Origin of the sequence: Enterobacter sp. E1, assembly GCF_016809815.1 — a bacterium.
GTDB lineage: Bacteria > Pseudomonadota > Gammaproteobacteria > Enterobacterales > Enterobacteriaceae > Enterobacter > Enterobacter adelaidei.
On the sequence record NZ_JAFBJM010000005.1, the window covers coordinates 1 to 23,150 of the forward strand.

At 55.4% G+C, this 23,150-nt stretch carries 25 protein-coding genes and 3 pseudogenes; 15 read left to right on the top strand and 13 right to left on the bottom strand.

Annotation, left to right across the window (positions count from 1 at the left end; genetic code table 11):
• Nucleotides 1–302: 302 nt before the first annotated feature.
• The 8 genes and pseudogenes from JGF26_RS14195 to trpS form a co-directional block, all read right to left on the bottom strand.
• Nucleotides 303–554 carry a hypothetical protein gene (locus tag JGF26_RS14195; protein ID WP_028016517.1) on the bottom strand — a complete coding sequence of 84 codons (252 nt, stop codon included), beginning with the start codon at nt 552–554 and terminating at the stop codon, nt 303–305.
• An 18-nt stretch (nt 555–572) separates the two neighbouring features.
• Nucleotides 573–824 (bottom strand): annotated as a pseudogene (locus JGF26_RS14200) (bacteriocin immunity protein).
• A 55-nt stretch (nt 825–879) separates the two neighbouring features.
• Nucleotides 880–1,128 carry a bacteriocin immunity protein gene (locus JGF26_RS14205; protein WP_028016519.1) on the bottom strand — a complete coding sequence of 83 codons (249 nt, stop codon included), beginning with the start codon at nt 1,126–1,128 and terminating at the stop codon, nt 880–882.
• 1 nt (nt 1,129) lies between these two features.
• The gene (locus tag JGF26_RS22575) at nt 1,130–1,408 is read right to left on the bottom strand and encodes an HNH endonuclease (protein WP_323686928.1); all 279 of its coding nucleotides are present in this window, start codon (nt 1,406–1,408) and stop codon (nt 1,130–1,132) included.
• Nucleotides 1,368–1,625 (bottom strand): colicin E3-like toxin immunity protein, encoded by a 258-nt coding sequence (locus tag JGF26_RS14210; protein WP_134708222.1) that lies wholly within the window; start codon nt 1,623–1,625, stop codon nt 1,368–1,370. Before JGF26_RS14210 ends, JGF26_RS22575 begins: the two co-directional genes overlap by 41 nt.
• A gap of 8 nt (nt 1,626–1,633) precedes the next feature.
• Nucleotides 1,634–3,208, bottom strand: a complete 1,575-nt coding sequence (locus JGF26_RS14215) for an S-type pyocin domain-containing protein (protein ID WP_134708223.1) — start codon at nt 3,206–3,208, stop codon at nt 1,634–1,636.
• Between the two features lie 3 nt (nt 3,209–3,211).
• Nucleotides 3,212–3,694, bottom strand: a complete 483-nt coding sequence (locus JGF26_RS14220; RefSeq protein ID WP_134708224.1) for a hypothetical protein — start codon at nt 3,692–3,694, stop codon at nt 3,212–3,214.
• A 251-nt stretch (nt 3,695–3,945) separates the two neighbouring features.
• On the bottom strand, nt 3,946–4,947 hold the full coding sequence (trpS, locus tag JGF26_RS14225) for a tryptophan--tRNA ligase (RefSeq protein ID WP_134708225.1): 1,002 nt from the start codon (nt 4,945–4,947) through the stop codon (nt 3,946–3,948).
• Between the two features lie 199 nt (nt 4,948–5,146).
• On the opposite strand from trpS, the gene fosA reads away from it, so the two are divergent.
• Nucleotides 5,147–5,572 carry a FosA/FosA2 family fosfomycin resistance glutathione transferase gene (fosA, locus tag JGF26_RS14230; RefSeq protein WP_134708330.1) on the top strand — a complete coding sequence of 142 codons (426 nt, stop codon included), beginning with the start codon at nt 5,147–5,149 and terminating at the stop codon, nt 5,570–5,572.
• Here fosA and JGF26_RS14235 read toward each other — a convergent pair.
• A complete protein-coding gene (locus JGF26_RS14235; RefSeq protein WP_134708226.1) occupies nt 5,558–6,565 on the bottom strand; it encodes a LacI family DNA-binding transcriptional regulator in 1,008 nt (335 codons plus the stop codon). The two genes, fosA and JGF26_RS14235, sit on opposite strands and share 15 nt — an antisense overlap.
• 185 nt (nt 6,566–6,750) lie before the next feature.
• Here JGF26_RS14235 and JGF26_RS14240 point away from each other — a divergent pair, with 185 nt between their 5' ends.
• The 4 genes from JGF26_RS14240 to JGF26_RS14255 all read left to right on the top strand — a co-directional run bounded on the left by JGF26_RS14240 (nt 6,751) and on the right by JGF26_RS14255 (nt 11,328).
• A complete protein-coding gene (locus JGF26_RS14240) occupies nt 6,751–7,839 on the top strand; it encodes a cellulase family glycosylhydrolase (protein WP_134708227.1) in 1,089 nt (362 codons plus the stop codon).
• 44 nt (nt 7,840–7,883) lie between these two features.
• Nucleotides 7,884–9,278: an MFS transporter gene (locus JGF26_RS14245; RefSeq protein WP_134708228.1), complete on the top strand. Its 1,395-nt coding sequence runs from the start codon at nt 7,884–7,886 to the stop codon at nt 9,276–9,278.
• A gap of 190 nt (nt 9,279–9,468) precedes the next feature.
• Nucleotides 9,469–10,071, top strand: a complete 603-nt coding sequence (locus JGF26_RS14250) for an ATP-dependent Clp protease proteolytic subunit (RefSeq protein WP_028016528.1) — start codon at nt 9,469–9,471, stop codon at nt 10,069–10,071.
• Nucleotides 10,072–10,206: 135 nt separating this feature from the next.
• Nucleotides 10,207–11,328 carry a cupin domain-containing protein gene (locus JGF26_RS14255; RefSeq protein WP_134708229.1) on the top strand — a complete coding sequence of 374 codons (1,122 nt, stop codon included), beginning with the start codon at nt 10,207–10,209 and terminating at the stop codon, nt 11,326–11,328.
• A 96-nt stretch (nt 11,329–11,424) separates the two neighbouring features.
• On the opposite strand, the gene JGF26_RS14260 is transcribed toward JGF26_RS14255, so the two are convergent.
• A complete protein-coding gene (locus JGF26_RS14260) occupies nt 11,425–12,840 on the bottom strand; it encodes a PLP-dependent aminotransferase family protein (RefSeq protein ID WP_129324088.1) in 1,416 nt (471 codons plus the stop codon).
• Nucleotides 12,841–13,016: 176 nt separating this feature from the next.
• Between JGF26_RS14260 and JGF26_RS14265 the strand changes: the two genes are divergently transcribed.
• Nucleotides 13,017–13,178, top strand: a complete 162-nt coding sequence (locus JGF26_RS14265; protein WP_032666760.1) for a DUF1127 domain-containing protein — start codon at nt 13,017–13,019, stop codon at nt 13,176–13,178.
• Between the two features lie 40 nt (nt 13,179–13,218).
• On the opposite strand, the gene JGF26_RS14270 is transcribed toward JGF26_RS14265, so the two are convergent.
• Nucleotides 13,219–14,607, bottom strand: coding sequence for a PLP-dependent aminotransferase family protein (locus JGF26_RS14270; protein WP_134708230.1), 1,389 nt, complete (start codon nt 14,605–14,607; stop codon nt 13,219–13,221).
• Between the two features lie 102 nt (nt 14,608–14,709).
• On the opposite strand from JGF26_RS14270, the gene JGF26_RS14275 reads away from it, so the two are divergent.
• Complete coding sequence (locus JGF26_RS14275) at nt 14,710–15,189, top strand: carboxymuconolactone decarboxylase family protein (protein WP_008501331.1); 480 nt, start codon at nt 14,710–14,712, stop codon at nt 15,187–15,189.
• Here JGF26_RS14275 and JGF26_RS14280 read toward each other — a convergent pair.
• A complete protein-coding gene (locus JGF26_RS14280; protein WP_134708231.1) occupies nt 15,176–16,078 on the bottom strand; it encodes a LysR family transcriptional regulator in 903 nt (300 codons plus the stop codon). The genes JGF26_RS14275 and JGF26_RS14280 overlap by 14 nt on opposite strands.
• 100 nt (nt 16,079–16,178) lie before the next feature.
• Between JGF26_RS14280 and JGF26_RS14285 the strand changes: the two genes are divergently transcribed.
• From JGF26_RS14285 to JGF26_RS14300, 4 genes are all read left to right on the top strand, one after another.
• A complete protein-coding gene (locus tag JGF26_RS14285; RefSeq protein WP_134708232.1) occupies nt 16,179–17,594 on the top strand; it encodes an aldehyde dehydrogenase family protein in 1,416 nt (471 codons plus the stop codon).
• Nucleotides 17,595–17,669: 75 nt separating this feature from the next.
• Nucleotides 17,670–17,993 (top strand): antibiotic biosynthesis monooxygenase, encoded by a 324-nt coding sequence (locus tag JGF26_RS14290; protein WP_134708233.1) that lies wholly within the window; start codon nt 17,670–17,672, stop codon nt 17,991–17,993.
• A complete protein-coding gene (locus JGF26_RS14295; RefSeq protein ID WP_108089506.1) occupies nt 17,986–18,384 on the top strand; it encodes an amino acid-binding protein in 399 nt (132 codons plus the stop codon). Before JGF26_RS14290 ends, JGF26_RS14295 begins: the two co-directional genes overlap by 8 nt.
• Nucleotides 18,356–19,051 carry a winged helix-turn-helix domain-containing protein gene (locus JGF26_RS14300; RefSeq protein WP_134708234.1) on the top strand — a complete coding sequence of 232 codons (696 nt, stop codon included), beginning with the start codon at nt 18,356–18,358 and terminating at the stop codon, nt 19,049–19,051. The genes JGF26_RS14295 and JGF26_RS14300 overlap by 29 nt, the downstream gene beginning before the upstream one ends.
• An 84-nt stretch (nt 19,052–19,135) precedes the next feature.
• Here JGF26_RS14300 and JGF26_RS14305 read toward each other — a convergent pair.
• Nucleotides 19,136–19,403, bottom strand: a pseudogene (locus JGF26_RS14305) (IS481 family transposase); the annotation flags it as partial.
• Between the two features lie 314 nt (nt 19,404–19,717).
• On the opposite strand from JGF26_RS14305, the gene JGF26_RS14310 reads away from it, so the two are divergent.
• The 4 genes and pseudogenes from JGF26_RS14310 (at nt 19,718) to JGF26_RS22430 (ending at nt 23,135) form a co-directional block, all read left to right on the top strand.
• The gene (locus JGF26_RS14310) at nt 19,718–21,889 is read left to right on the top strand and encodes a hypothetical protein (protein ID WP_134708235.1); all 2,172 of its coding nucleotides are present in this window, start codon (nt 19,718–19,720) and stop codon (nt 21,887–21,889) included.
• A complete protein-coding gene (locus JGF26_RS14315) occupies nt 21,876–22,469 on the top strand; it encodes a hypothetical protein (protein WP_134708236.1) in 594 nt (197 codons plus the stop codon). Before JGF26_RS14310 ends, JGF26_RS14315 begins: the two co-directional genes overlap by 14 nt.
• Nucleotides 22,470–22,597: 128 nt before the next feature.
• Nucleotides 22,598–22,730: pseudogene (locus JGF26_RS14320) on the top strand (DNA-binding protein); the annotation flags it as partial.
• Nucleotides 22,704–23,135 (top strand): hypothetical protein, encoded by a 432-nt coding sequence (locus JGF26_RS22430; protein WP_238934267.1) that lies wholly within the window; start codon nt 22,704–22,706, stop codon nt 23,133–23,135. The pseudogene JGF26_RS14320 and the gene JGF26_RS22430, both read left to right, overlap by 27 nt.
• Nucleotides 23,136–23,150: the final 15 nt, after the last annotated feature.

Sequence of the window (23,150 nt, forward strand, 5' to 3'; positions counted from 1 at the left end):
TTCCGCTTCGCGAAGAATACTGATGATCTGTTCGTCGGAAAAACGCTTCTTCATGGGGATGTCCTCATGTGGCTTATGAAGACATTACTAACATCGGGGTGTATTAATCAACGGGGAGCAGGTCATTTTCCCTGGATAAACAATCATTGCCTCATGTTTGTAATCATCTGTATAAGTCCGCCCTATAGTTTAAACGTAAGCTTTTTTTCTCGTTTCAGGGTTTTGAGCTATAAAGTACCGTCCAGATGTAAATTATTAGGTTTTCGAAATGAGAAATGGGGCATTAGATATTTAATCTTCATTTAAAGCTCTCCTCCTGAAAGCTGAAAAATTAAATCGTCCGAGTAGAATATTTTACCTATGAGTTTTTCTAAAAGATGTGCCTGTTTTTTGTTTATATTATAAACACCGATGCCATACGAGAAGTCGGCTTCATCTTCATCTGAAATGCCCATAATGTCATACAGCGCAGCTACATTTCGCTGAGAGATTATGATTTCATAAAGTAAAAGTTCATCTGTTTTACTGTATACATCTATAGAGTAAACGATCATTGTTTTAATCCTAAAAAATCACTCAGACTTGAAGCAAGGTTTTCCATGAGGCTGACGCCACTCTTTTACTTCCTGGACAACGCCTTCTGGGCTATCAACTTTTCCATTTTCGGGATAAAAAATAAGATCTGCACCAGAGGTATGCTCTGCAAGCCGTTCGAACTCTCTAACCTGAAAATTATCATCTTCCTCTGTTTAACAATCGGCAGAGAATATTTTTTGTACTAAATATAAAAATTCACTTTCAGTGTAATTGCTTAATTTTTTCATGCTTTTATCTAATTAAATTTTTTGCATACAATCCGCGCCCGAAAGCGCGGCATTGTTATTCCTTAAATCCGGATTTTCCATTTTCTCTGCGCCATTCCTTCACTTCTCTAACAATACCTTCTGGACTGTAATCTTTACCTTTCTCTGGATAAAAAATAACATCAGATCCATTAGGATGTTCAGAAAGACGTTCAAACTCTAAAACCAATAAACTTCCTTCTTCTTCTGTATCACTTGCGGCAGTACATATTTTTCTTACTAAGTCTAAAAATTCTTTTTCAGTATAATCGCTGATGGTTTTCATCCTAATTTCCTCGGTATATATCAATATGATGTTTAGGTGTTGTTATGCTCATATTATCTAGATCATATACAGCGCCGCCCTGATTTATAGGATTAATGCGATGTGTCTCATACCGTTTTTTTACCGACTCTATATATTGTAGGGATAAGGGAAGAGGCTCACCTCTGAATTTTTGATTGATCTTTTTCATCTTGACGGAGATTTTTAGCATGCCCGATACGATTATCGGGCAATGCCTCTCACCATTTATCCCTATAGTCAAAAGAAACCTGATAGTCATAAATAGCGGGGGTTATTTTATGTAAGAAGTGGGGTTGGAGAATGGGTATCCATTCGGGTTCAACATCAAAAAAACCATTATTGACGTTCCCCTTAGTTGGTAGGCCAAGATCTTTTGTCATGATCTGAGCATCATCGCCAAAATCTAAAGAAAATTCATTTCCTTTACCTAACTCAGTTTCTTTATCATACCACTGTAATCTTAATCTTAATCCCATAATAAGCCTCATAAATAAGATTTAATATTTCTACCTTTTACGGCAGGTTTCAAAATTTCACCAGTTTTATAATCAATAGAGCCGAGATGCTCGCCGTCACTAGCTCTGTATTCTTCGAGTTCGCCATGCTGAGAATCCCATTCATATATTCTTCGTCCTTTCGAATCAACCCATCTTGCCCTTTTACCACTACCACCCTGTTTGGGCGTTTTCGCTTTCACCTCTCTTAAACCACTTAATCCTGTAATTTCGCTGGTTTTTGGTGCTTGATGATAATCATGTCCATCTTCAGGTAATCCACTGCGACGTTTCCCGCTGAGATAGACATAAATCGGCGGCACCCCGCCTACCGGCAAAATCAGAATATAATCCGCAAACGTCTTCTCTTCCGGTGTCGGGCTGGTCGTCGCACCAATCCCCGTATCCTCCGGGAGCGGATCAACCACAACCGGGTTCGGTATCCGTACCGGGTTGTGATTGCCCGTATCCCACGGCTTATTCTCTCCGGTGCGGTCCAGTGTCCAGATGAGGGTGATACCGGGGGCTTCTTCGGTAGTAAAGGTATATGCCTTGCGTTGGCTATCCCACTCCACCCTGCGAACGCGCACGCTGTCTTTGCCCGGCGGCGTATGCCAGCCGCGCGGCGTCAGGCTACCGCTGGCATCGTTCTCCCAGGTGAAGCGAACGCGGGTAGGGGCTTCCCGCATCTGTTCGGCGCGCATCCTGTCGATAAAATCCTGCTCGCCGTCGTTCAGCTTGCCGGGATACATCCCTATCAGCAGCCCTGCGACAGGTGCACCAAGGCCTCCCGTGGCTATCTCGCCAAGTGCAGCGCCGCGCACGGCCCATGTGCCGGAAGTGATGGTACGCCCGCCAACCAGTACGAGTTCGCTGGCATCGGCTATCGCGTTCCGCGCGGTCCAGGCCCTTTCTTCGGCCGCAATGGCAGCCTGATAGTCCATCTCCTCGTGATGCCCATTCCACCAGAGATAAAGCGCGCTGCGTTGCTTTGGTTTTGGGAGCGCCTTACGCTTTGCCGCCTGGGCGTGTTGTGGGGCATTGTTGGGTATGGCCTGGTAAAACGCCATCTCGGCGAAGTTGGTGTGCGGCTCACTTCCGGTGCCTGCATCGTTACAGCCTTCACCGCGCAGGCAGGATTTCGCAAAGACCCGGTTGCGATCGCGTTCTTCTGCTTGTCGCTGCGCTTCGGCCTCTTGCTCTTTTCGGCGTGCTGCGAGCATGGCCTGATGCTTTTCCTGTGCGATCTGTTCAGGAGAGGGGCCGGAGCCGAGCCACTCTCCCAATGGGGCGATCACGCGGTTGGTTCCGTGCGGGCAGCCACAAATGACGACAGAACCATCGACGGCTGAGGTTTGTCCCATCCAGTTAACGCGAGGTTCGCCGTCTGCAACAACGCCCTGTTTGCCGCATTTTGGGCATGCCGTAGTTTTGTCGCCAACGCGGATAACACCGCGACCGTGCTCGGTGCAGTTGGGCAGGGTGCTACAACATATTGCGCCGGTGGTCGTTCTGTCGCCGTGCAGCGCCTGACCGCGGCCGTAGTTCGTTGAACGGTAGCCCATGGCCTATTCTCCGGGCCAGGTTAAGAAATCCTCCTGAGGTGGAATACCTTCGCGGGTGACAAGATAAGTACTGCCGAGCGGTGTGCTGATAATCTCGTCATCGTTATCAAGCAGGCTGCCGACCAGCGCAACGCCCTGATGCCTCCAGGAAAAGGCTTCTCCAGCTGAGGTCATAATCGTGGCGAGCGTACCATCCGGATAGGCCACACAATCCCCTTCGGCGATCACGCTGGTGTAACTCCCATCGTCCATGAGCATTGTGGCTTCACGATCGACGGGAAGTACCACGCCGCCCATTAGGGTCTGGCTGCCAGCCGTGGCAATCCGCCAGATGGCGGTGACGGGATGTTGTCGATGAAAGGCTTCCTGTTCGGCAATAATGGCGCGCGCGTCCTCAGGCATGGCGGCCAGTTGTTCATCGGAAAAAGGCGAACGATCTATTTCCGCTTTCAACTCAGCGGTAAATTCATTGGTATAAAGCTGCATGACAATTCCTTGTAGGGGCAGAAGAGTAAATGCAGCAATGCTAGGTTTTAGCCTGTAAGGTGAATATACATAAAGTGGTTAATAAGTCGGGCTAAAATACGAAATAAATATCCAGATTGATATTGGTTATCTTTTAAAGAAGGGATAGTAATGGTTCCTGTTAATTATAAATGTAATATTCGCTGAATTGCCGATAAATAATATTATGCAGCGCATGTATTATTTGAATACATACGCTGCATGACGTTATTTTAAAACACCGGCACCCCCAGCCCAACCTTCACCTCCCTCAACGTCTCCTGCGTCACCCCCTGCGCCCGTTCCGTCCCGCGCTTCAGCATCGCCATCAGCTCTCCCTTATCCTGCATGTACATCGCCCTCCGCTCCCGCATCGGCGCAATTAGCTCCTGCAAACACGCCTCCAGCTCGTTCTTGCAAACCCGGTCACCCAGCCCGCCCGCCTGATAGCGCGCCTTCATCGCCGCCACTTTCTCCTTGTCCGGATGAAACGCGTCGAGGTACGTAAACACCACGTTCCCCTCAATTTGCCCCGGGTCGCTCATCTTCAGGTGGTTCGGGTCGGTGTACATGGCGCTGACCGCACGGTGAATCGTCTCTTCGCTGGCCGAAAGGTGCAGCGTGTTGCCCAGCGATTTCGACATCTTGGCGCTGCCGTCGATGCCGGGCAGGCGGCTGGTGTCGCTCAGCATCGCCTTGCAGTGGCGCAGCACCGGGGCGGGCAGCAGGCTGTTCATCTTGTGCACAATCTCGTTGGTCTGCTCAATCATCGGCAGCTGGTCGTCGCCGACGGGCACGCACTCGGCCTTAAACGCGGTGATGTCCGCCGCCTGGCTGATGGGGTAGGCCATAAACCCGACCGGCAGCGAGCGGGCAAAGCCCTTCTGCGCAATCTCGTTTTTCACTGTCGGGTTACGCTCCACGCGGGCGACGGTGACGATGTTCATATACAGCATCGTCAGCTCGGCGAGGGCGGGCAGGGCGGACTGCAGGCAGATCGTGGTCAGGTTCGGGTCGATGCCGGCGGCGAGGTAGTCGGCCAGCACTTCGGGGATGTTGTCGCGGATCTTTTGCGGGTTGCTACCGTTGTCGGTCAGCCCCTGCAGGTCGGCAATCAGCACAAACTGGTTGTGCGTCTGCTGAAGCGCCACGCGCTGGCGCAGCGATCCGACGAAGTGTCCGAGGTGCAGCGGGCCGGTTGGGCGGTCGCCGGTGAGGATGGTTGGCGTGTTCATAAAGACTCCTTAATGTGCAATTGCCGAAAGGGGTCTTAGAAATGTGAAAGCCGCCTTTCGGCGGCTATCTGAAAATGGGGAAAACAACTCCGTGCCGCCTTTAAGAAGGCAGCCACCAGCGGTTTACGGTGAGCACGGCGTGGTTTATGTTCATCTCTGTACCGTACCACGTCCGGCGCGAAAAACAAAAGGGCACGTCATGCTGCAATCACTCAACCACCTGACCCTCTCGGTCAGCGACCTGCAAAAAAGCGTCAGCTTCTGGCACGAGCTGCTGGGGCTTGCGCTGCACGCCCGCTGGAATACCGGGGCCTATCTCACCTGCGGCGATCTGTGGGTCTGCCTGTCGTACGACGAGGCGCGCCAGTACGTGCCGCCGCAGGAGAGCGACTATACCCACTACGCGTTTACCGTGTCGGAAGAGGATTTTGAACCGCTCTCGCAAAGCCTTGAGCAGGCGGGCGTCACCGTCTGGAAGCAGAACAAAAGCGAGGGGGCGTCGTTCTATTTTCTCGACCCGGACGGGCACAAGCTGGAGCTGCACGTGGGCAGCCTCGCCGCGCGGCTGGCGGCGTGTCGCGAGAAGCCCTATGCGGGCATGGTCATTACCTCAGACGAGGCTTGATGCCCGCACTTTCAGCCTGCCCGCCAGCGTCACGTGCGTGGCGGCATCTTCCTGATTGCACAGGTACTCCACCGCCAGCCGTCCCAGCTCGCTGTAGGGCAGCTGGATACTGGTCAGCGGTGGGGTGAGCTGCTCGGAGATCTTCTGGTCGTCGTAGCCCGCCAGCAGCATGTCCTGCGGGATGCCCACGCCGTTCACCGCCAGCGCCTGATAGCAGCCAATCGCCAGCCAGTCGCTGGCGCAGAAGATGGCGTCCGGGCGCTCGGCCAGTTCCAGTAGGGACGCTGTCGCGGTAAAGGACTCGCTGAACTGCCAGTTGGTCTGGCGCACCAGGTTGTCATCACACGCGAGTCCGGCCTGCTGTAGTGCCGCCTGGTACCCCGCCAGACGCTGGCGGGAGGCTTCCATCCAGCTCTCCCCGGTGATGTGGGCGATGCGCGTGGCTCCGCAGGCGATGAGGTGTTTCGTCACCTGGAAAGCGTTGGCGTAGTCGTCCGGGATAAACGACGGCAGCAGCGGCGAGCCGGGGTCGCGCTGGTTGAGCAGCACCAGCGGGATGCGGGTGCAGTCCTGGAACGCCGTCATGTCCACCAGCGTGGTGACCGGGGAGGCGAGAATAATGCCGATGCAGTTGCGCTTCTCCAGCTGGCGGATGATGTTCAGCGCCAGCTCGATGTCGTCTCCGTAGTCGTAGACGGTGAGCAGGGTCTCGTTGCGCCACGCCGCTTCCCGCGCCTGGCTGATGGCGTCAATAAACGGGTCGAAGCTCTGCATGGAGCTGACCAGCAGGGCGATCTCTTCCTGGTTGCGCGGGGCGTGTACGGCGGGGAGGCGGTCGTAGCCGAGCTCGGTGGCCACATTAATGACCCGCTGGCGTGTGTCGTCGCTAAGCTTGATGTTGCGGGACTGGTTAAGCACCAGCGATACCGTCGCCTGCGACACCCCTGCCGCCCGCGCAATATCGTTCATCGTCACTTTCGTTTTTCGCTTCATCCGTCCTCTCCCTTTCGCGACTTCGCATCATACCCTAACCGCACGCTTTAGCGCCGTCGATCACGTTTCTCATTCATCGAAGCGCGAACTTTGTGAGGGGCATCGCTTTTCTTCGTGCGAGAAATTGCGCATTTATCCCGCGGCTAATATTTATTAGCTAAATATTATCAGTAAGAGGACGCGTAATGAAAGAGCAGTGGAGCAGGGAGCAGGCACAGGCGTGGTATGAACAAAAAGGCTGGCTGTGCGGGTTTAACTATCTGCCGTCAACGGCGGTGAACTGGACCGATATCTGGCAGGAAGAGACTTTCGATGCCGAAACCATCGACCGCGAGCTGGGTTGGGCGGCAGACGCGGGTTACAACACCCTGCGCATCAACCTGCCGTTTATCGTCTGGGAGCACGATCGCGACGGGCTGATGGCGCGCATCGACCGCTTTTTGACGATTGCCGACGGTCACGGGTTCAGCACCATGCTGACCCTGATGGACGACTGCGGCTTCTCCGGCGACGAGCCGTATCTCGGCCCGCAAAAGCCACCGGTGCCGGGCAAGCACAACAGCCAGGCAGCGGCGAGTCCGGGGCGAGACAAAGTGTGCGATCCCGACTGCTGGCCGCAGATTGAGCGCTATATCCGCGACGTTGTTCGCCAGTTTCGTGAAGACGGGCGCGTGCTACTGTGGGATCTCTATAACGAGCCGGGCAACCGTGGCATTTTTGCGACGGGTACACAGGAGGTGCAGTACGACGCGAAGCTGGAGACCTGCGCCCACGAGCTCATGAAGCTGGCGTTCCAGTGGGTGCGTGAAGAAGACCCAACCCAGCCGCTCACGGTCTGCGCGTGGCGAGTCCCGCCGGAAGAGGAGGGCGAGACATTCTTCCAGCATCCGCTGGACCAGACCGCGCTGGCGCTCTCGGACGTGGTGAGCTTCCACGCCTACACCAACACCGGGCGGATGACGGCGATTATTCAGCAGCTACAGGCGCTCGGGCGCCCGCTGTTCTGCACCGAATGGCTGGCGCGCCACGTGGGCAGCACCATCGAAGAGCAACTTCCGCTGATGTACATGGCGAAAGTCGCACCGTATCAGTGGGGGCTGGTGCGCGGTAAAACCCAGACGTGGCTGCCGTGGCCGGTGGTGATGAAGGAGTCCACGGACTACTGTCGCCTCTGGTTCCACGACGTGTTCGAGGAAAACGGTATTCCGTTCTCGCGCCGTGAAATCGCGCTGATGCAGAAGTTTCGTCAGATCGCCCCGAAAGCGCAGGGCTAATCATATTGCCCCGGTGCCTGTCGCCGGGTAATCAGGTACGCACTATGGCAACGATAATGAAAATACCGTCTCGCGAGTTGTGGTCTTATTTTGGTTATGGTTTAGGTCAGTGTTTTAGCTTTGGTTTAGTGGGTTCGTTTATTAACTATTTTTACACCGACGTGCTGGGGATCTCGGCGCTGGCGGCGAGTACCATCTTCCTGATTGCCCGCGCGTGGGACGCGGTTCACGATCCGCTGTTTGCCAGCATTATGGACACCATTAACAGCCGGTTCGGCAAGTTTCGCCACTTTTTACTGATTGCACCGCTGCTGATCACCGGCGTCACGCTGCTGTCGTTCTATAAAATCGAAGCGGACATGACCACCAAAATCCTCTACGCCGGGGTGACCTACATCCTGTGGGGGACGCTGTACGCTATCTCCGATATCCCGTTCTGGTCGATGTCGTCGGTGATGACCAACGACTCCGCCCAGCGCACCCGCGCGGTAACGGCGGCGATGCTCGGGGTAAACGCCGGGATTGCCTGCGCCAACATCTTCTTCCCGAAACTGGCGGCATTTTTTGCTCAGCACAGCAACGATAAAGGCTACTTTATGGCGGCGCTGGTGATGATGCTGGTGGGCCTGCCGCTGATGCTCAACGGCTTTATGCAGATCAAAGAGCGCGTGCCGCCAAGCCCGGAAAAGGTGACGATGCGTGATACCTTCCACAACCTGCGCCAGAACAAGCCGCTGTTTATCGTCCTGCTGTCGTTCTTCTTCTGCGTGTTCCATAACGTGGCGGGTGGTCTGTATATCTACTTCTTTATCAACAACCTGGGCGACGGTAGCCTACAAATGGCGATTGGCGTGATGGGGATAGTGGCGGCGGTGCTGTGCCTGGTCGCCCCGATGCTGACGCGCTGGATGCAGAAGCGGAAGCTGTTTATGATCCTCTGCGGGCTGGACGTGGCGGTGCGCGTGGTGATGTGGTTTGTCGGCTATCAGCAGGTGACGATGCTGTTCATTCTGCTCGGCCTGAGCACCCTGTTCGTGATGATGACCAACATCCTCACCTCGTCGATGATTGCCGACACCATCGAGTACGCGGAGTACCACACTAACAAGCGCTGTGCGGCGATCACCTTCTCCGGGCAGACCTTTACCGGCAAGATGTCGGTGGCGGTGGGCGGCGGGTTAATCGGCGTGTTCCTGACGATGATTGGCTACGTGCCGCAGGCGCAAATCCAGAGCGAGAGCGTGCTGTCTGGGCTGTTCTTCGGGATTTGCCTGCTGCCAGCGATAGGGTCGCTGATCCGAATGGGCTTTATGTCGCGCTTTACCTTTACCGAGGAGAAGCACGCGGAGATTTGTCGGCTGCTGGCAGAGCGCAACGCGTCTGTGAAAGCGCCGGATGGCGGCTGTGCCTTACCCGGACTACAAAACCAACCCTTGTAGGTCAGATAAGCGAAGCCCAAAAGGCTTCGCTTTTAATCGTTTGCACCGACAAGCTCAATCTGTGTTGCCGTTCGGAACCCGGTGCGGCAGCTGCAATCTTATAAACTCCCTCGCTGTCTGTCTCAGAGGACTTTGACCGGTAAAACAGGCTACACTCTGGTTTTGAGCGCGATAAGCTGAGGAAATAACAATGCACTACACACTGAAAGAAAGTGACAAGGATAAGGCCGAAGGGGCAAACGGCGCAGGCGCGCTGCAGCAAAAACTGCTGGAATCCCGTTCGATTGTCATCTCTGGTGAGATCAACCAGGAACTGGCGCAGAAAGTTATCACCCAGATGATCCTGCTGCAAAGCGTAAGTAACGATCCGATCAAACTGTACATCAACAGCCAGGGCGGCCACGTGGAAGCGGGTGATACCATCCACGACTTCATTAAATTCATCCGTCCGGACGTGCACGTCATTGGCACCGGCTGGGTCGCGAGCGCCGGGATCACCATCTTCCTGGCGGCGAAAAAAGAACACCGCTACTCGCTGCCAAATACCCGTTTCATGATCCACCAGCCGCTGGGCGGCGTACGTGGTCAGGCGACGGACATCGAAATCGAAGCGCGTGAGATCATCCGTATGCTGGATCGCGTGAACAAGCTGATTGCTGACGCCACCGGCCAGCCGCTGGAAAAAGTGAAAAAAGACACCGACCGTAACTTCTGGATGTCTCCGGCTGAAGCGCTGGATTACGGTATCGTGGGTAAACTGATTACCCATTATGATGAGTTGAAGCTCGATTAAGCGCTAATATCGTGTATGTGTCGGGTAGTGGCTTCGCCTTACCCGACCTACGCAAGCTCGTTTGACCCATGACAAGTTCCCCCTCCACCGTCTCCCCTATAATCGCGCCTGTTTCCCCTCTCACTGGTGCTACCCATGGCGTATCAACTGAACCTGAACTGGCCGGAATTTCTCGAAAAATACTGGCAGAAAAAACCCGTTGTGCTGAAAAATGCCTTCCCGAATTTTGTTGACCCGATTACCCCGGACGAGCTGGCTGGCCTGGCGATGGAGCCGGAAGTCGATAGCCGTCTGGTGAGTCATTTCAACGGTAAATGGCAGGCCAGCAATGGTCCGTTCGAGCACTTTGACGGTCTGGGTGAAACCGGCTGGTCGCTGCTGGCGCAGGCGGTGAACCACTGGCATATGCCTGCGGCGGAGCTGGTGCGTCCGTTCCGCGTATTGCCAGACTGGCGTCTGGACGACCTGATGATCTCCTTCTCTGTTCCGGGTGGTGGCGTAGGCCCGCATATCGATCAGTACGATGTATTTATCATTCAGGGGATGGGTAGCCGCCGCTGGCGCGTGGGGGACAAGCTGCCAATGCGTCAGTTCTGCCCGCATCCGGCGCTGCTGCACGTTGATCCATTCGAGCCGATCATCGACGAAGATCTGGCTCCGGGCGATATCCTCTACATTCCACCAGGATTCCCGCACGACGGCTTTACCCATGAAACCGCGCTGAACTACTCGGTCGGTTTCCGTGGGCCAAATGGCCGCGATCTGATCAGCAGTTTTGCCGATTACGCGCTGGAAAACGATCTGGGGGGAGAGCATTACAGCGATCCGGATCTGACCTGCCGCGAACACCCCGGCCGCGTGGAGCAGTATGAACTCGATCGTATTCGCCAGATGATGATCGACATGATCAGCAAACCTGACGATTTCACGAAATGGTTCGGCAGCTTTGTTTCTACGCCGCGTCACGAGCTGGATATTGCTGCTGCGGAACCGCCGTACTCAACAGAAGAGGTGCTCGATGCGCTGCAGGGTGGCGAAAGGTTATCTCGCCTGAGCGGGCTGCGCGTGCTGAACATTAACGGCAGCTTCTTTATCAACAGTGAACTGCTGGAAACGGTGGATGCGAAGGCCGCAGATGCGCTGTGCCGCTACACCGAACTCGGTCAGGCCGAGCTGGGCGATGCGCTGAAAAAACCGGCATTTGTCGATGAGCTCACCGGGCTGATTAACCAGGGATACTGGTACTTCGACGAGTAGTGCGGTCTGTCGCCCGGTGGCGCTTCGCTTACCGGGCCTACGGGCGATAAGATGTAGGCCGGGTAAGGCGAAGCCGCCACCCGGCAAAAAACCGCACTACTCCTCCATCGCAATCACGATCGCCTCACCCATCTTCTTCAGTGCATCACGATTTTTTTCCGTCGGGGGCAGCGCCACGTTGATCCGCAGGCAGTTGCGATACTTCCCGGAGGCGGAAAACAGCGACCCGGCCGCCGCCTGGATCTTCAGCCGACACAGTTGTTTGCTGACGCACACCATATCCACTTTCTCTGGCAGCTCAACCCACAGCAGGAAACTTCCCTGCGGTCGCGTCACGCAAATCCCTGCCGGAAAATACTGCCGTACCCAGCAGGTGTAGGTTTCCATATTCTGCTGATAAATCTGACGCATACGGCGCACGTGGCGATGATAATGGCCGTCGCGAATAAACGCCGCCACCGCCATCTGGGTGCCGGGCACGTTAAAGCCACCTGCGGCGTATTTCATGTGCATCACCCGGTCATAATAGCGTCCCGGGACAATCCAGCCGACGCGCAGACCTGGCGCAACGGTTTTGGTAAATGAGCTACAGAGGATCACGCGACCATCAATATCCATCGAATGAATGGTGCGCGGGCGCGGGTACTCCGCCGCCAGCTCGCCGTAGATATCATCTTCCACGATCACGATGTCGTGCCGCTGGGCCAGAGCCAGCACCTGCTTTTTACGCGCTTCCGGCATGATGAATCCCAGCGGGTTATTGCAGTTTGGCACCAGGATCACCGCTTTAATCGGCCACTGTTCCAGCGCCAGTTCTAACGCCTCAATGCTGATCCCGGTTTCAGGATCGGTGGGAATTTCAATCGCCTTGATATCAAAGCCGCGCAGCATCTGCATGGTGCCGTGAAACGACGGCGACTCGACCGCCACGATATCACCCGGCTTGCAGACCGAGAGCAGGGCAATCGACAGCGCGCCGTGGCAGCCGTTGGTGATCACAATCTCATTCGCCGCTACGGTCGAGCCGCCATCCAGCATCAGGCGGGCGATCTGCTCGCGCAGCTCAAGACGGCCGTCAAGCACGTCATAGCTCAGCATCTCGCTCGGGTTATGCTGCGCAATACGGCTCATCTCGCGCCACAGAGGCTTCAGGCTCGGCTGGTTAATATCCGGCGAACCGCCACCGAAGGAGATCATCTCTTTGTCGGCGCGGGCATCCAGCAGCATCATCACCTCATCCCATTGTGTCACGTCCACGGGCCGCTGCACCGGGCGCGTCATGGCGGGAACGGGGGGCTGGGCTTTACGTTGTGAGACAAAATAACCGGAACGCGGCTGGGGGGTGATCAGCTGGAGATTTTCGAGGATCTGATACGCCTGCTGTATGGTGCTGATACTCACGCCGTGCTCCTGGCTCAGCGCACGTACCGACGGTAAACGTTCCCCGCTGCGATACAGCCCTTGTTCAATGCGTTCTGCCAGAAGGTTGGCAAGATGTTGGTAGCGCGTCATGCTGTATCCTTTGTTTTCACCATACAGATTGTAAAACCAGTACAGATTGCCGCAAAAAACGGCATGCAGATACTGTTTTAGCGGATCTGTATGTTAAACAAAAGCTGTTTTTGAATCTGTATTGTGCATGCCGTTTTCCCTGATGATATCCCCACTGGCACAGCGAGGAGAGCATCATGGAATTCTATGAGAATCGTTCAAAACGTCCGTTTATTGCGTTTGTCTGGATCGCGAAAACGCTACGCAACTGGTACCGCATCAACCGTACCCGCCGCATTCTGAGTCAGATGAGTGACGAGCAGCTCAGGGATGTTGGGTTGTCGCGGTATGACGTGTGATCGTCCCGGCCGGGTACGGCGCAGCCGCCACCCGGCAATTTCAGCTCAACAGCGCAAGCGTCTGCCGTTTCGGCCTTTCCAGCAGCTCAATCGCCTCCTGATATGTCCGCACGTTGTTATACCCCATCACCAGCCCATAGCGTTTACCCGACCCGCGATACCATTCCGAAAGCGCATTCACCTGCAACTGTTGTTCCTGCCAGCAACGGGCGATTTCTCTGTCGCAACTGCCTTTCGTCAGAAAGGCCACGATATGCATCCCGCCATCGTTTTGCTCGGTGAAAAACAGATCGCCATACATCTCGCGCAGGGCGGCAATCATCCAGTCGCGGCGGGTCTGGTATAGCGCGCGCATCTTTTTCAGGTGACGGAAAAAATGGCCTTCGTTGAGAAACGCGGTGAGGATCTTTTGCGTCAGCACCGGCTGGCCGCTGGTGGTGATGTCAGCACAGTCGGTAAACGCCCCGACTGTGCTGGCGGGCATCACCACGTAACCCATGCGCAGTGACGGCATAATGGTTTTACTGAAGGTACCCATAAAGATCACCCGGTCGTGCTGGTCGAGGCTTTTCAGCGAAGGCAGTACCTTGCGGGTGTAATGAAATTCGCCGTCGTAATCGTCTTCGATAATCCACGCTTCGTGCTGGCTGGCCCAGTCGAGAAGCTGCTGTTTACGCGGCAGGGAGAGCGTCACCGCCAGTGGGCTCTGGTGCGACGGGGTGACAATGACAAAACGCGCATCGCGATGGTGACGAAGTAGATAATCTGTATCGAGGCCGCAGCGATCGACCGGCACCGTGTGCAGGCGCGGGACGATCCGCTTGAGCAACTGCTGGCCCATAAAGTAGCCCGGATCTTCAAACACCACCTTATCGCTGCGGCTGGCGAGGGTGTCGAGGATCAGGCGCAGGCTGCCGCTGTAGCCGCTGGTGATCAGCACCTGTTCGGCGCTGCAGGAGAGCCCGCGCGAGATGTTGAGGTAGCTGGCGATGGCCTGGCGCAGTGGATACCAGCCCAGGACAGGCGGGTTGAGCATCTCCTCCTGGCGCATGGCGCGCGTTGCCTGGCCTGCCAGCAGCAGCCATTTTTTATACGGGAAGCTGTCGAGCGCGGGGATGCCGGGTCGCAGAAAACCGGCCCGTTCGCGCTGGCTGATAAGCGATGCCGGAAGCGTGCCGGTGGGCTGTTCCGCAGGGGCATTTTTATCCGGTAACAGTAAATCCGGGTTGACCCGCGTGCCGCGCGCACCCTGGCTCACCAGATACCCTTCGCCCGTCAGGATGGCATAGGCCGTTTCGACGGTTTTGCGCGCCACTTTCAGCTCTTCGGCCAGGACCCGTATAGCAGGCACTTTGTCGCCGGGCTTCAGCACGCCGCGCGTGATGTTGTCGCGATAGCGGGTATAGATCTCGTGATAGCCCGGCTTCATGTCCTACCTCATTTCACGTTTTTTGTATCTTTTTACTATGTCATGAACGGCGTAGATTTGCCTCATCGCATGACATATGCCGCACAAAAAAGAGGAAAGACAATGAGCACTCGCGTTAACCATCATAAAGCGACACCCGCACTCGCCAACGCACTTTCCGCCCTGAGTATGGAGGTGGCGAAAACCTCCATCGACCCGGCGCTGAAACACCTGATCGACATTCGCGTGTCGCAGCTGAACGGCTGTACCTTCTGCCTGGATATGCACTCGAAAGAGGCCAAAATTGCCGGCGAGCGCGAGCTGCGCCTGTATCATCTGGCGGCGTGGCGCGAGTCCCCGCTGTTCAGCGCTCGCGAAAAAGCCGCGCTGGCCTTCACCGAAGCGCTGACCCAGATTGGCGTGCATGGCGTGAGCGATGCGCTCTACCGCAGCGTGGCGGAGCACTTCTCGGACGTCGAGATTTCAGAGCTGAACTTTGCCATCGTGGCCATCAACGCCTGGAACCGCCTGGGGATCACGTCCCGCATGGCACCCGGCTCGCTGGACGCGGCCTACGGGCTGAATAAGGCTAACCTGGAATAATCCCGCGCTCGCGGATCATCGCCACCAGCGCCCGTAGTCCTGGCGGGACGTGGCGGTGGCCGGGGTAATACAGGCGCAGCCCGGCAAACGGCTGCGCCCAGTCGTTCAGGACGCTCACCAGTTCTCCACTCTCAAGCTCTTCCCGAATATACAGTTCCGGCAAAAATCCCACGCCTAATCCCGCTTTCACGGCGCGAATCGAAGCAAAAAGATCGGAGGTCGCAAAGCGCGGCGGCACGGCAAGCGCGTACGTTTCCCCCCGACGCGCCAGCTCCCAACGGTAGATCCCGCCGTGGGCCATACGCATGCCGATCCCCTGGTGTTGCAGCAGATCGTCCGGCGTCTCGGGTATGCCGTGCTGGGCGAAATAGCCCGGCGTAGCGGTGACAAGCTGGCGGATCTCTCCGGTCAGCGGCACGGCGATCATGTCCTGAGGCACGGACTCTTCAAGGCGGATCCCCGCGTCATAGCCTTCAGCAACGATGTCGATCATCTTTGCTTCGCTTACTGTTTCCACGCGCATTTTCGGGTAGTGGATCATAAAGTCGATCAGCAACTGATCAAGGAATAGCGTGCCGATATTGTTTGGAACGTTCAGACGCAGCGTTCCGGCGGGTTCCCCGGTATCGCTGTGGATCTCCTCGCTGGCGAGACGAATCTCCTGCAGGGCTGGGCCAATACGTGCCGCGTAGCGCTGTCCGGCGTCGGTGAGCGCTACGCTGCGGGTGGTGCGGTTAAAAAGGCGGATATCAAGGCGACTCTCCAGCCCGGCGATGGCATTGCTCACCGCCGTGGCGGACATCCCCAGCTCGTGCGCCGCGCCGCGAAAGCTACCGCGCCGCACGACGGCCATTACCACTTCCAGCTCTGTCAGACCTGAACGATGCATAGATTATCCTGAAAATCGAAACAACCCTTGCAGCATAGCGTGGATTATCGCAACGGAAAAGCCGTGCCAGACTGTCCTCACACAGCCTCAGGAGGGTTATATGCACACTATCGAACAAATCTTTATTAACGGCGAATTTGTTACCCCGCACGGCACCGAACGGTTTGATTTGTACAACCCGGCGACGGCGCAGGTCATAGGGCAGGTCCGCCTGGCGGATGAGGTTGACGCCGGGCGCGCCATTGCGGCGGCAAAAGCGGCGTTTCCGGCATGGTCGCAGACCACAAAGCAGGAGCGCATCGCAGCGCTGAAGCGTATGCACGCGGCTGTGGTGGCCCGTCATGACGATTTGCTGGAAGCCGTCATCAAAGAGTACGGCGCGCCGGCCTCGCGCTCGGCGTGGATGTCCAGCTATCCGGCAGATGTTATTGCTCAGGCGATAGAGGCGCTGGAGGCGTTTGAATTCGTTACCCTCGCAGGCGCAGCAACGGTGCAGATGACCCCGCTGGGTGTGGCCGGGCTGATTACGCCGTGGAACAGCGACGCGGGCTTTATCTGCGGCAAGCTGGCAGCCGCCTTGGCAGCGGGCTGTACGGCAGTTATCAAGCCGAGCGAAATGAGCGCCCTGCAAACCCAGATTGTCACCGAAGCGCTGCGCGACGCTGAACTACCGCCGGGCGTGTTTAATATCATCACCGGGCGCGGCGAGACGGTGGGTGACACCATCAGCCGCCATCCGGACGTGGCAAAAATTTCGTTCACCGGTTCGACGAATACCGGTAAGGCTATCCTGCGCAACGCGGCGGAAAGCTTTAAGCGCGTGACCCTGGAGTTAGGCGGTAAATCGCCGACGGTCCTGCTGGATGATGTGGATCTGGTTCAGGCGATCCCGCTTGTGATTCAGGCCGGGTTTATGAACAGCGGGCAGGCGTGTGTGGCCGGAACGCGCATTCTGGTGCCGCAGTCGCGTAAGTTGGAGATCGAAACCGCGCTGGCGCAGGCAGTGGCGGCGGTGAAATCCGGTGACCCGCGCGATAGCGAAACGGATGTCGGCCCGATGGTCAGCGAAAAGCAGTGGCAGCGGGTGCAGGGCTATATCCGCAAGGGCACAGAAGAGGGAGCACGCCTGCTGGCAGGCGGTGAAGGGCGACCGGAAGGCACGCAGGACGGCTGGTTTGTGCGCCCGACGCTGTTTGCGGACGTGAATAACCAGATGACGATTGCCCGCGACGAGATTTTTGGCCCGGTGCTGTGCGTGATCCCCTATCAGGACGAGGCGGAGGCTGTCGCCATTGCCAACGACACCGAGTATGGCCTGAGTGCGGTGGTACTGGGCGGTGATGTTGAGCGTGCGCGTCGCGTGGCGCAGCAGATTGTCTCCGGTCGCGTGCTGATAAACACGCTTGCTCATGAACCGAAAGCACCGTTCGGCGGGTTTAAGCACTCTGGCGTGGGGCGTGAGATGGGCGAGTGGGGGATTCGGGCGTTTATGGAGCCGAGGTCAATTCTGGGCTAAAACTTCGCTATTTACCGAAGCATTGTGCTTATCCATCCCGCATGCTCTCCTCAACATCACCACGGAGAGACCCTCATGATCGCAGTTATTTTCGAAGCCAAAGCCGCGCCAGCCCATCAGGCGCGCTATCTTAAGCTTGCCGCAGAGCTTAAGCCTTTGCTGGCCGACATCGACGGCTTTATTGATATCGAACGTTTTCAGAGCCTGACCACCGACGGCAAAATTCTGTCCCTTTCCTGGTGGCGTGACGAAGAGGCTATCCGTCACTGGAAGCAGAACGTTTTTCACCAGGCGGCGCAGGCTGAAGGACGGGCGTCAATTTTTGCGTACTACCGCATTGGGGTGGCGCAGATGGTGCGGGAGTATAGTTCCGAAACCGGAGGGCATGCCGATGTATGACCTTCACGTGATTTTCAGCGACAGGCCCGGTGAACTGGCGCGCTTTGGGCAACTGTTAGGCCGCAACGGCGTGGGGCTGGAGGGCGGTGGCGTATTTGGTACCGATGCCCATTTTCTCGTTGAGGATGGAGAAAAAGCGCAACGTGTTCTGATGGCGGCAGGATTTACCGTGCAGGCGGTGCGCAAGCCGATTATCAGGAAACTCAGGCAGGAGCGGCCCGGCGAGTTAGGCGACATCGCGGCGGCGCTGGCGGCACGCGGTGTGTCTATTCTTACTCAGTATAGCGACCACGCAAATCACCTTATTCTGCTGACGGATGATGATAAGCTGGCCGCTGAGATCACCGAACCCTGGGCGACCCATGTTAAAAACGAGCTTACCGCCAGATAACAGTGCGGTGCTGGAACAGGCCATTGCAGCGGTGGCGGCGGCAATGGCCGATCCGTCGCGCGTGAAGATGCTCTGCGCGCTGATGGACGGGCGCGCGTGGACGGCTACCGAACTGAGCGCGGCGGCAGATGTCGCACCGTCGACCGCCAGCGGGCATCTCGCCCGGCTGCTTGAAGGGCAACTGATTACTTGCCTGTCGCAAGGGCGGCATCGCTATTATCGCCTTGCCGGGCACGACGTGGCGGCGCTGGTGGAGCAGATGATGGGGCTTTCGTGGAGCCGCATTACCCCACCGGAAACCACCGCGCCGAAAGCCATGCGGGAAGCCCGGACCTGCTACGACCATCTGGCGGGTACGGTGGCGGTGCAGATCTACGATTTCATGCAGGCTGAAGGCTGGCTGGAGGCTGACGGTTCAGCGCTGACCCTGTATGGCCGGGAGCAGTTCCTGACGCTCGGCATTTCGTTAAGCGCTCATCCGCGCCGGAAGGCCTGCTGCGCCTGCCTCGACTGGAGCGAGCGGCGGTTTCATCTTGGCGGAGAGGCGGGCGCGGCGCTGCTTACTCATCTGGAAAGTAAAGGCTGGATCCAGCGGGTGGCGGGGTATCGGGAGGTGGTGGTGACGGCTTCGGGGAAGGATGCCATTACCAAACATTTTAGCCGTTAAATTCCGCTGCCGTATGTTCCCCCCTCACCCTTGTACAGTCCGGGGACATGGTAGACAGGTGTTCGGGGACATGGTGAACACTTTTTAACATCCTTTCCCCATGGTGATCGACTGTTTCTTCAGGTCGATCACCCCCCACTTTCGTGCTGTACCACCACACGTCATAGCAGCCATCCACCTGCGTCTCCTTAAGCCCGACCTGTTCTCCCCTGAACGCCTTTCCTGCACTCAGGCGGACTCCTTTGATGCTCAGCTTACCGCTGATATCCACTTTCCTGACCATCACCCCTTCGTCATATTCCGGTGCCACTGTGTTGCTGCTGTACTGCCGCGCAGACGGCTGATATCGCGAGGCCGGAAACTGTCCGGACCGCTGGTGGTAGGCAAATGACAATACAGCCAGGCAGGCCCGGCGGGATAGTGACGGAAATGTTCGAAGAAAGTGACCCGCGCCGGGTCGTGCCGGACAGAGAAAAATAACGCATCCGGTACAGCGCTGTATAAACCTCGCTGGTTACAAATGATTACCAATCACCGCCGTTATAAATATAAACCGCATTGTTGGCATGGTGGTGTGTCGTAATAATGTTATTTGTAATTTTCCTTTATTTTTTAAGGCGTTAAGTATTGGTGCGCTGAATAAAAAGCTTACTGAGGAGCAGTATCATGAATATCTGTTTTCCGGCACGTAAAGAGAACGGGACGCAGTATGTCAGCGTCAACGAGATAATGGACTGTATCGGACGTGAGCCGCACGGCTCATGGCTGGCAGGCACCAACACCATGTGGCACGGCGGTATCCACCTGACCCCGGTCACGGCACCCGGCGCGGTACTGACCGCAGACAATGCCGATACCGCCGTGCCTCTCCAGTGTATGGCTGATGGTGAGATAGCCGCCTGGCGGGTGAATCAGGATTACCTGAAAGGCAACTATATCGGTAAGGCACTGCAATACTCCACCAGCTTTATGCTGGTGAAATCTGTCTGTAAACCTGACCCGCAGCAGGAAAGCACCTGGCTGGAATTTTACTCCCTGTATATGGGGTTAGCCCCACTCTCTGCCTACCCGAAACGCAGGACGATGGTTGCACGCACCACGGTACTTCGTCACCCGGCGGGATGCTATGCCAGCAGCGCCCCGGCTGACGGGGTGGCAGATATTCCGCCGTCGCACGGCAGCCTGAATCAGGGCTGCCGGGTTATCGTTCTGAAAGAAATGCCGTTCCGCAACCATGGCGAGGTACAGCCGTTCGGGCTGGTAAAATGCCTGACCGACGGCGGCGAGGCCACCGGGGAGGCGTTTCTGGTAACGCTGTTACCGGAGTACATGACGCAGGACGGGGAGCAGTACGCCGCCCTGCCGGGATGGATGCAGCACGCCCTCAGTGCGGGACGCTTTGACAGCGTGGTGAAACCGTCGGCTCCTGTTGCCATTGCAGCCGGGGATGCAGTGGGCTTTTTACAGGAAGAGACCGACCCGGTGGGAATGGGGAAAACAGACACCAGCCATTTCAGCCATATCGAGGTGCTGAGTGTGGATACCCGGATGCCCGACTTTCTCGGCAATCCCGGAAAAGTCACGACGGGGAAAAAATTTATCCAGGTCGGGCTGAATAAACCAGTGTATATCCGCAACGGTGACACGTTTACCCAGGCAAAAGCCATGACAGAAAAGGATGGCGAAAAACTGCTGGAGCGGGATAAATGCAATCCTTACACCTCGGGCGGTCTGACGTGGTATCAGATAAGCCCGCACTCCTGGATGAATAGATATGACGTGAAGGAGATGGAGCAGTTCGACCTTGCCGGGCGAGAGTTCTGTGCGCTGGTGGAGGAGTCCGACAGTGACATGAAAAACTCCCTGCGGGAAGGCTGGATGCGTGACACGTACAACTGGCTGGCTGAGCGGATAAACCCGGAAAAAGGAATGCGGCAGGGCATGGTATCCCGGTACTACAGGGGAATGATGGATAAACTGGATACTGACCAGGACGGCGAACTGAGTGGGCGGGAGCTTTTCCAGGCGATACACCACCCGGAAATGGGCGTGCGTAAGATAGTGTCACGGCTGGTGGTGAAACACGACTCTGAATGGTTCGGCGGCAGCAGCCATCACAAATGGGAGACGTTTTTCCAGAACTATGACCCGCTGCGCATTAATTACATGAAACAGTGGTGCGACACGCACGAATGGATGAGTCAGGTTCCGTCGTTTGATAAGGGTCAGGCTATCTGGCATATGCACCCAGTGGTGTTTCTGGACGCGATAAGCACACCGAAGGCGAAGGGCTGGGCACATTCACCGTTTGCGGATTTACTGGGGAATGTTGAATCGAAAAATGATTACACTGCGTACAACCGGACATGGCCGCACCCTCATCCCAAACACACTGAGGCGCACTATAAGACAAATTTGACATCAATGACGCTTGGGGAGGTTATGGCGGCCCAAAGAAAATTCGATATGTTCGCGACCGGACGTTTTCAAATAATCCCGGATACTCTTAAAGAAGCGGTGAGAGTGTTAAACCTAGATGTAAATGCACAGTATGACGAGGCTATGCAGGATAAGATCTTTGAAGAATATCTTATTAAAATTAAACGTGAGTCTATTATTAATTATCTTGACGGAAATGGAAGCGTAGAGGATGCTATTTACGCTTGGGCAATGGAGTTTGCTTCTGCTGGGGTGCGTAAAGGTAAGATAATAAGTAAAGGACGTACAGCACACATTGAAGGTGTGTCTTATTACTCTGGTGATGGTTTAAATAGATCTCACATTATGCCAGATGAAATGGTTTCAATACTTGAGGTTTCAAAAAATGGGAAAAAATAAATATATAGCTTTTAGCCTACTCTTCTCGCTATGTCCCTTTATAACAGATGTTAGAAGTGCTGAAAAACCAGTGCAAATTAGCAAAGGGCCATTCGCACAGTCAGTATCTCTAAATACAGAGCAAGAAAATTATTCAAGCTGGTGGAAAAAACAAATAAATACACAATTGAATAATCCCGTAAACTTTGCCGGGCATTACCGACTATTTGTTACCTCTGGAGGACACGGCAGTGAGTGCTTGCACGACTATTGGATCTGCGGATGGGTTATTGACAAGTTAACAGGCAAAGTTGTCTCTACACTCCCCCGCTCTCCAGAAGGGGGGGACAGTTATGTTGAAGCTGTTGATGATGGTACATCTACAGGGTTAAAATTTAAATATACCGCTAAAGGAGATAGTAAAGAATTAACCATCCAAGGACGCGCTGCTAATGCACCGCTTCAGCGTGATAATGGGGATTTTGCAGTTCCTGAATGTCGTTTGATCACGTATCGTTTTAACGGTTCAGATTTTGATACACTCAATGAAGTGAGCAATGGCTGTAAATTATCCGAACAAAACGTTATTTATGGTCATTGAGCATCACCTTCGTTTCAAAAAGAAATAACAATAGCAAAAAGGAATGTTATCGTTCCTTTTTGCTACCAAATATAGCTCCACCTAAACTACATTGAACGATAACATAATAATGACATGGGGTATTCATCATGCTCATGACCAAAGCCGCCTACGCCAGACACAAAGGCGTAAGCCGTCAGACTGTTTACAACCAGATAAAAAAGCGAACTTGTGCGGGTGGGCGCAAAAATTGACGTGAGCGCCACCGAACAAAAAACAGCAAACACCGATATTCCGGCAGCGTGGTTCGACGATAGCAGGCTGGTCAACATCTCACCGAAAGCTACGCAGGATTATTCGCAGGAGAAATATCAGACCATTCAGACAGACCCTGACGAGGCCGCCGCCATTGTGCCGGAGCTCGATGATATTTACCCACTAGCGACAACCTACGAAGCGTTACAGTCCCGCATTTTTGATACTGTACTGGCGTCCACTCCTGAAACGCCAGCCAGTTGTAAAAGTCCATTTCAGCGACAACAAAACCAGTTGGGGGCGATTTTGGGGGCTAAATTTTATCGAACAATAAAAAATCCTTTTAATTTCAATAAATTTACCATTGCCAGATCATCCTCCAAAGGGAGATATCGTTTCGCAATTCCTGCGCTTTTACCTCTCGTTTCTTGATACTTACCCTGATAA

What these genes read in the sequence shown, in the direction of transcription:
- JGF26_RS14265 (WP_032666760.1), top strand. Translation starts at nt 13,017, where the DNA reads ATGGAATTCTATGAGAATCGTTCAAAACGTCCGTTTATTGCGTTTGTC.
- JGF26_RS14205 (WP_028016519.1), bottom strand. Translation starts at nt 1,128, where the DNA reads ATGAAAACCATCAGCGATTATACTGAAAAAGAATTTTTAGACTTAGTA.
- JGF26_RS14240 (WP_134708227.1), top strand. Translation starts at nt 6,751, where the DNA reads ATGAAAGAGCAGTGGAGCAGGGAGCAGGCACAGGCGTGGTATGAACAA.
- trpS (WP_134708225.1), bottom strand. Translation starts at nt 4,947, where the DNA reads ATGAACACGCCAACCATCCTCACCGGCGACCGCCCAACCGGCCCGCTG.
- JGF26_RS14255 (WP_134708229.1), top strand. Translation starts at nt 10,207, where the DNA reads ATGGCGTATCAACTGAACCTGAACTGGCCGGAATTTCTCGAAAAATAC.
- JGF26_RS14260 (WP_129324088.1), bottom strand. Translation starts at nt 12,840, where the DNA reads ATGACGCGCTACCAACATCTTGCCAACCTTCTGGCAGAACGCATTGAA.
- fosA (WP_134708330.1), top strand. Translation starts at nt 5,147, where the DNA reads ATGCTGCAATCACTCAACCACCTGACCCTCTCGGTCAGCGACCTGCAA.
- JGF26_RS14290 (WP_134708233.1), top strand. Translation starts at nt 17,670, where the DNA reads ATGATCGCAGTTATTTTCGAAGCCAAAGCCGCGCCAGCCCATCAGGCG.
- JGF26_RS14275 (WP_008501331.1), top strand. Translation starts at nt 14,710, where the DNA reads ATGAGCACTCGCGTTAACCATCATAAAGCGACACCCGCACTCGCCAAC.
- JGF26_RS14315 (WP_134708236.1), top strand. Translation starts at nt 21,876, where the DNA reads ATGGGAAAAAATAAATATATAGCTTTTAGCCTACTCTTCTCGCTATGT.
- JGF26_RS14245 (WP_134708228.1), top strand. Translation starts at nt 7,884, where the DNA reads ATGGCAACGATAATGAAAATACCGTCTCGCGAGTTGTGGTCTTATTTT.
- JGF26_RS14220 (WP_134708224.1), bottom strand. Translation starts at nt 3,694, where the DNA reads ATGCAGCTTTATACCAATGAATTTACCGCTGAGTTGAAAGCGGAAATA.
- JGF26_RS14235 (WP_134708226.1), bottom strand. Translation starts at nt 6,565, where the DNA reads ATGAAGCGAAAAACGAAAGTGACGATGAACGATATTGCGCGGGCGGCA.
- JGF26_RS14300 (WP_134708234.1), top strand. Translation starts at nt 18,356, where the DNA reads ATGTTAAAAACGAGCTTACCGCCAGATAACAGTGCGGTGCTGGAACAG.
- JGF26_RS14250 (WP_028016528.1), top strand. Translation starts at nt 9,469, where the DNA reads ATGCACTACACACTGAAAGAAAGTGACAAGGATAAGGCCGAAGGGGCA.
- JGF26_RS14215 (WP_134708223.1), bottom strand. Translation starts at nt 3,208, where the DNA reads ATGGGCTACCGTTCAACGAACTACGGCCGCGGTCAGGCGCTGCACGGC.
- JGF26_RS14285 (WP_134708232.1), top strand. Translation starts at nt 16,179, where the DNA reads ATGCACACTATCGAACAAATCTTTATTAACGGCGAATTTGTTACCCCG.
- JGF26_RS14270 (WP_134708230.1), bottom strand. Translation starts at nt 14,607, where the DNA reads ATGAAGCCGGGCTATCACGAGATCTATACCCGCTATCGCGACAACATC.
- JGF26_RS14210 (WP_134708222.1), bottom strand. Translation starts at nt 1,625, where the DNA reads ATGGGATTAAGATTAAGATTACAGTGGTATGATAAAGAAACTGAGTTA.
- JGF26_RS14310 (WP_134708235.1), top strand. Translation starts at nt 19,718, where the DNA reads ATGAATATCTGTTTTCCGGCACGTAAAGAGAACGGGACGCAGTATGTC.
- JGF26_RS14295 (WP_108089506.1), top strand. Translation starts at nt 17,986, where the DNA reads ATGTATGACCTTCACGTGATTTTCAGCGACAGGCCCGGTGAACTGGCG.
- JGF26_RS14195 (WP_028016517.1), bottom strand. Translation starts at nt 554, where the DNA reads ATGATCGTTTACTCTATAGATGTATACAGTAAAACAGATGAACTTTTA.
- JGF26_RS14280 (WP_134708231.1), bottom strand. Translation starts at nt 16,078, where the DNA reads ATGCATCGTTCAGGTCTGACAGAGCTGGAAGTGGTAATGGCCGTCGTG.
- JGF26_RS22575 (WP_323686928.1), bottom strand. Translation starts at nt 1,408, where the DNA reads ATGACTATCAGGTTTCTTTTGACTATAGGGATAAATGGTGAGAGGCAT.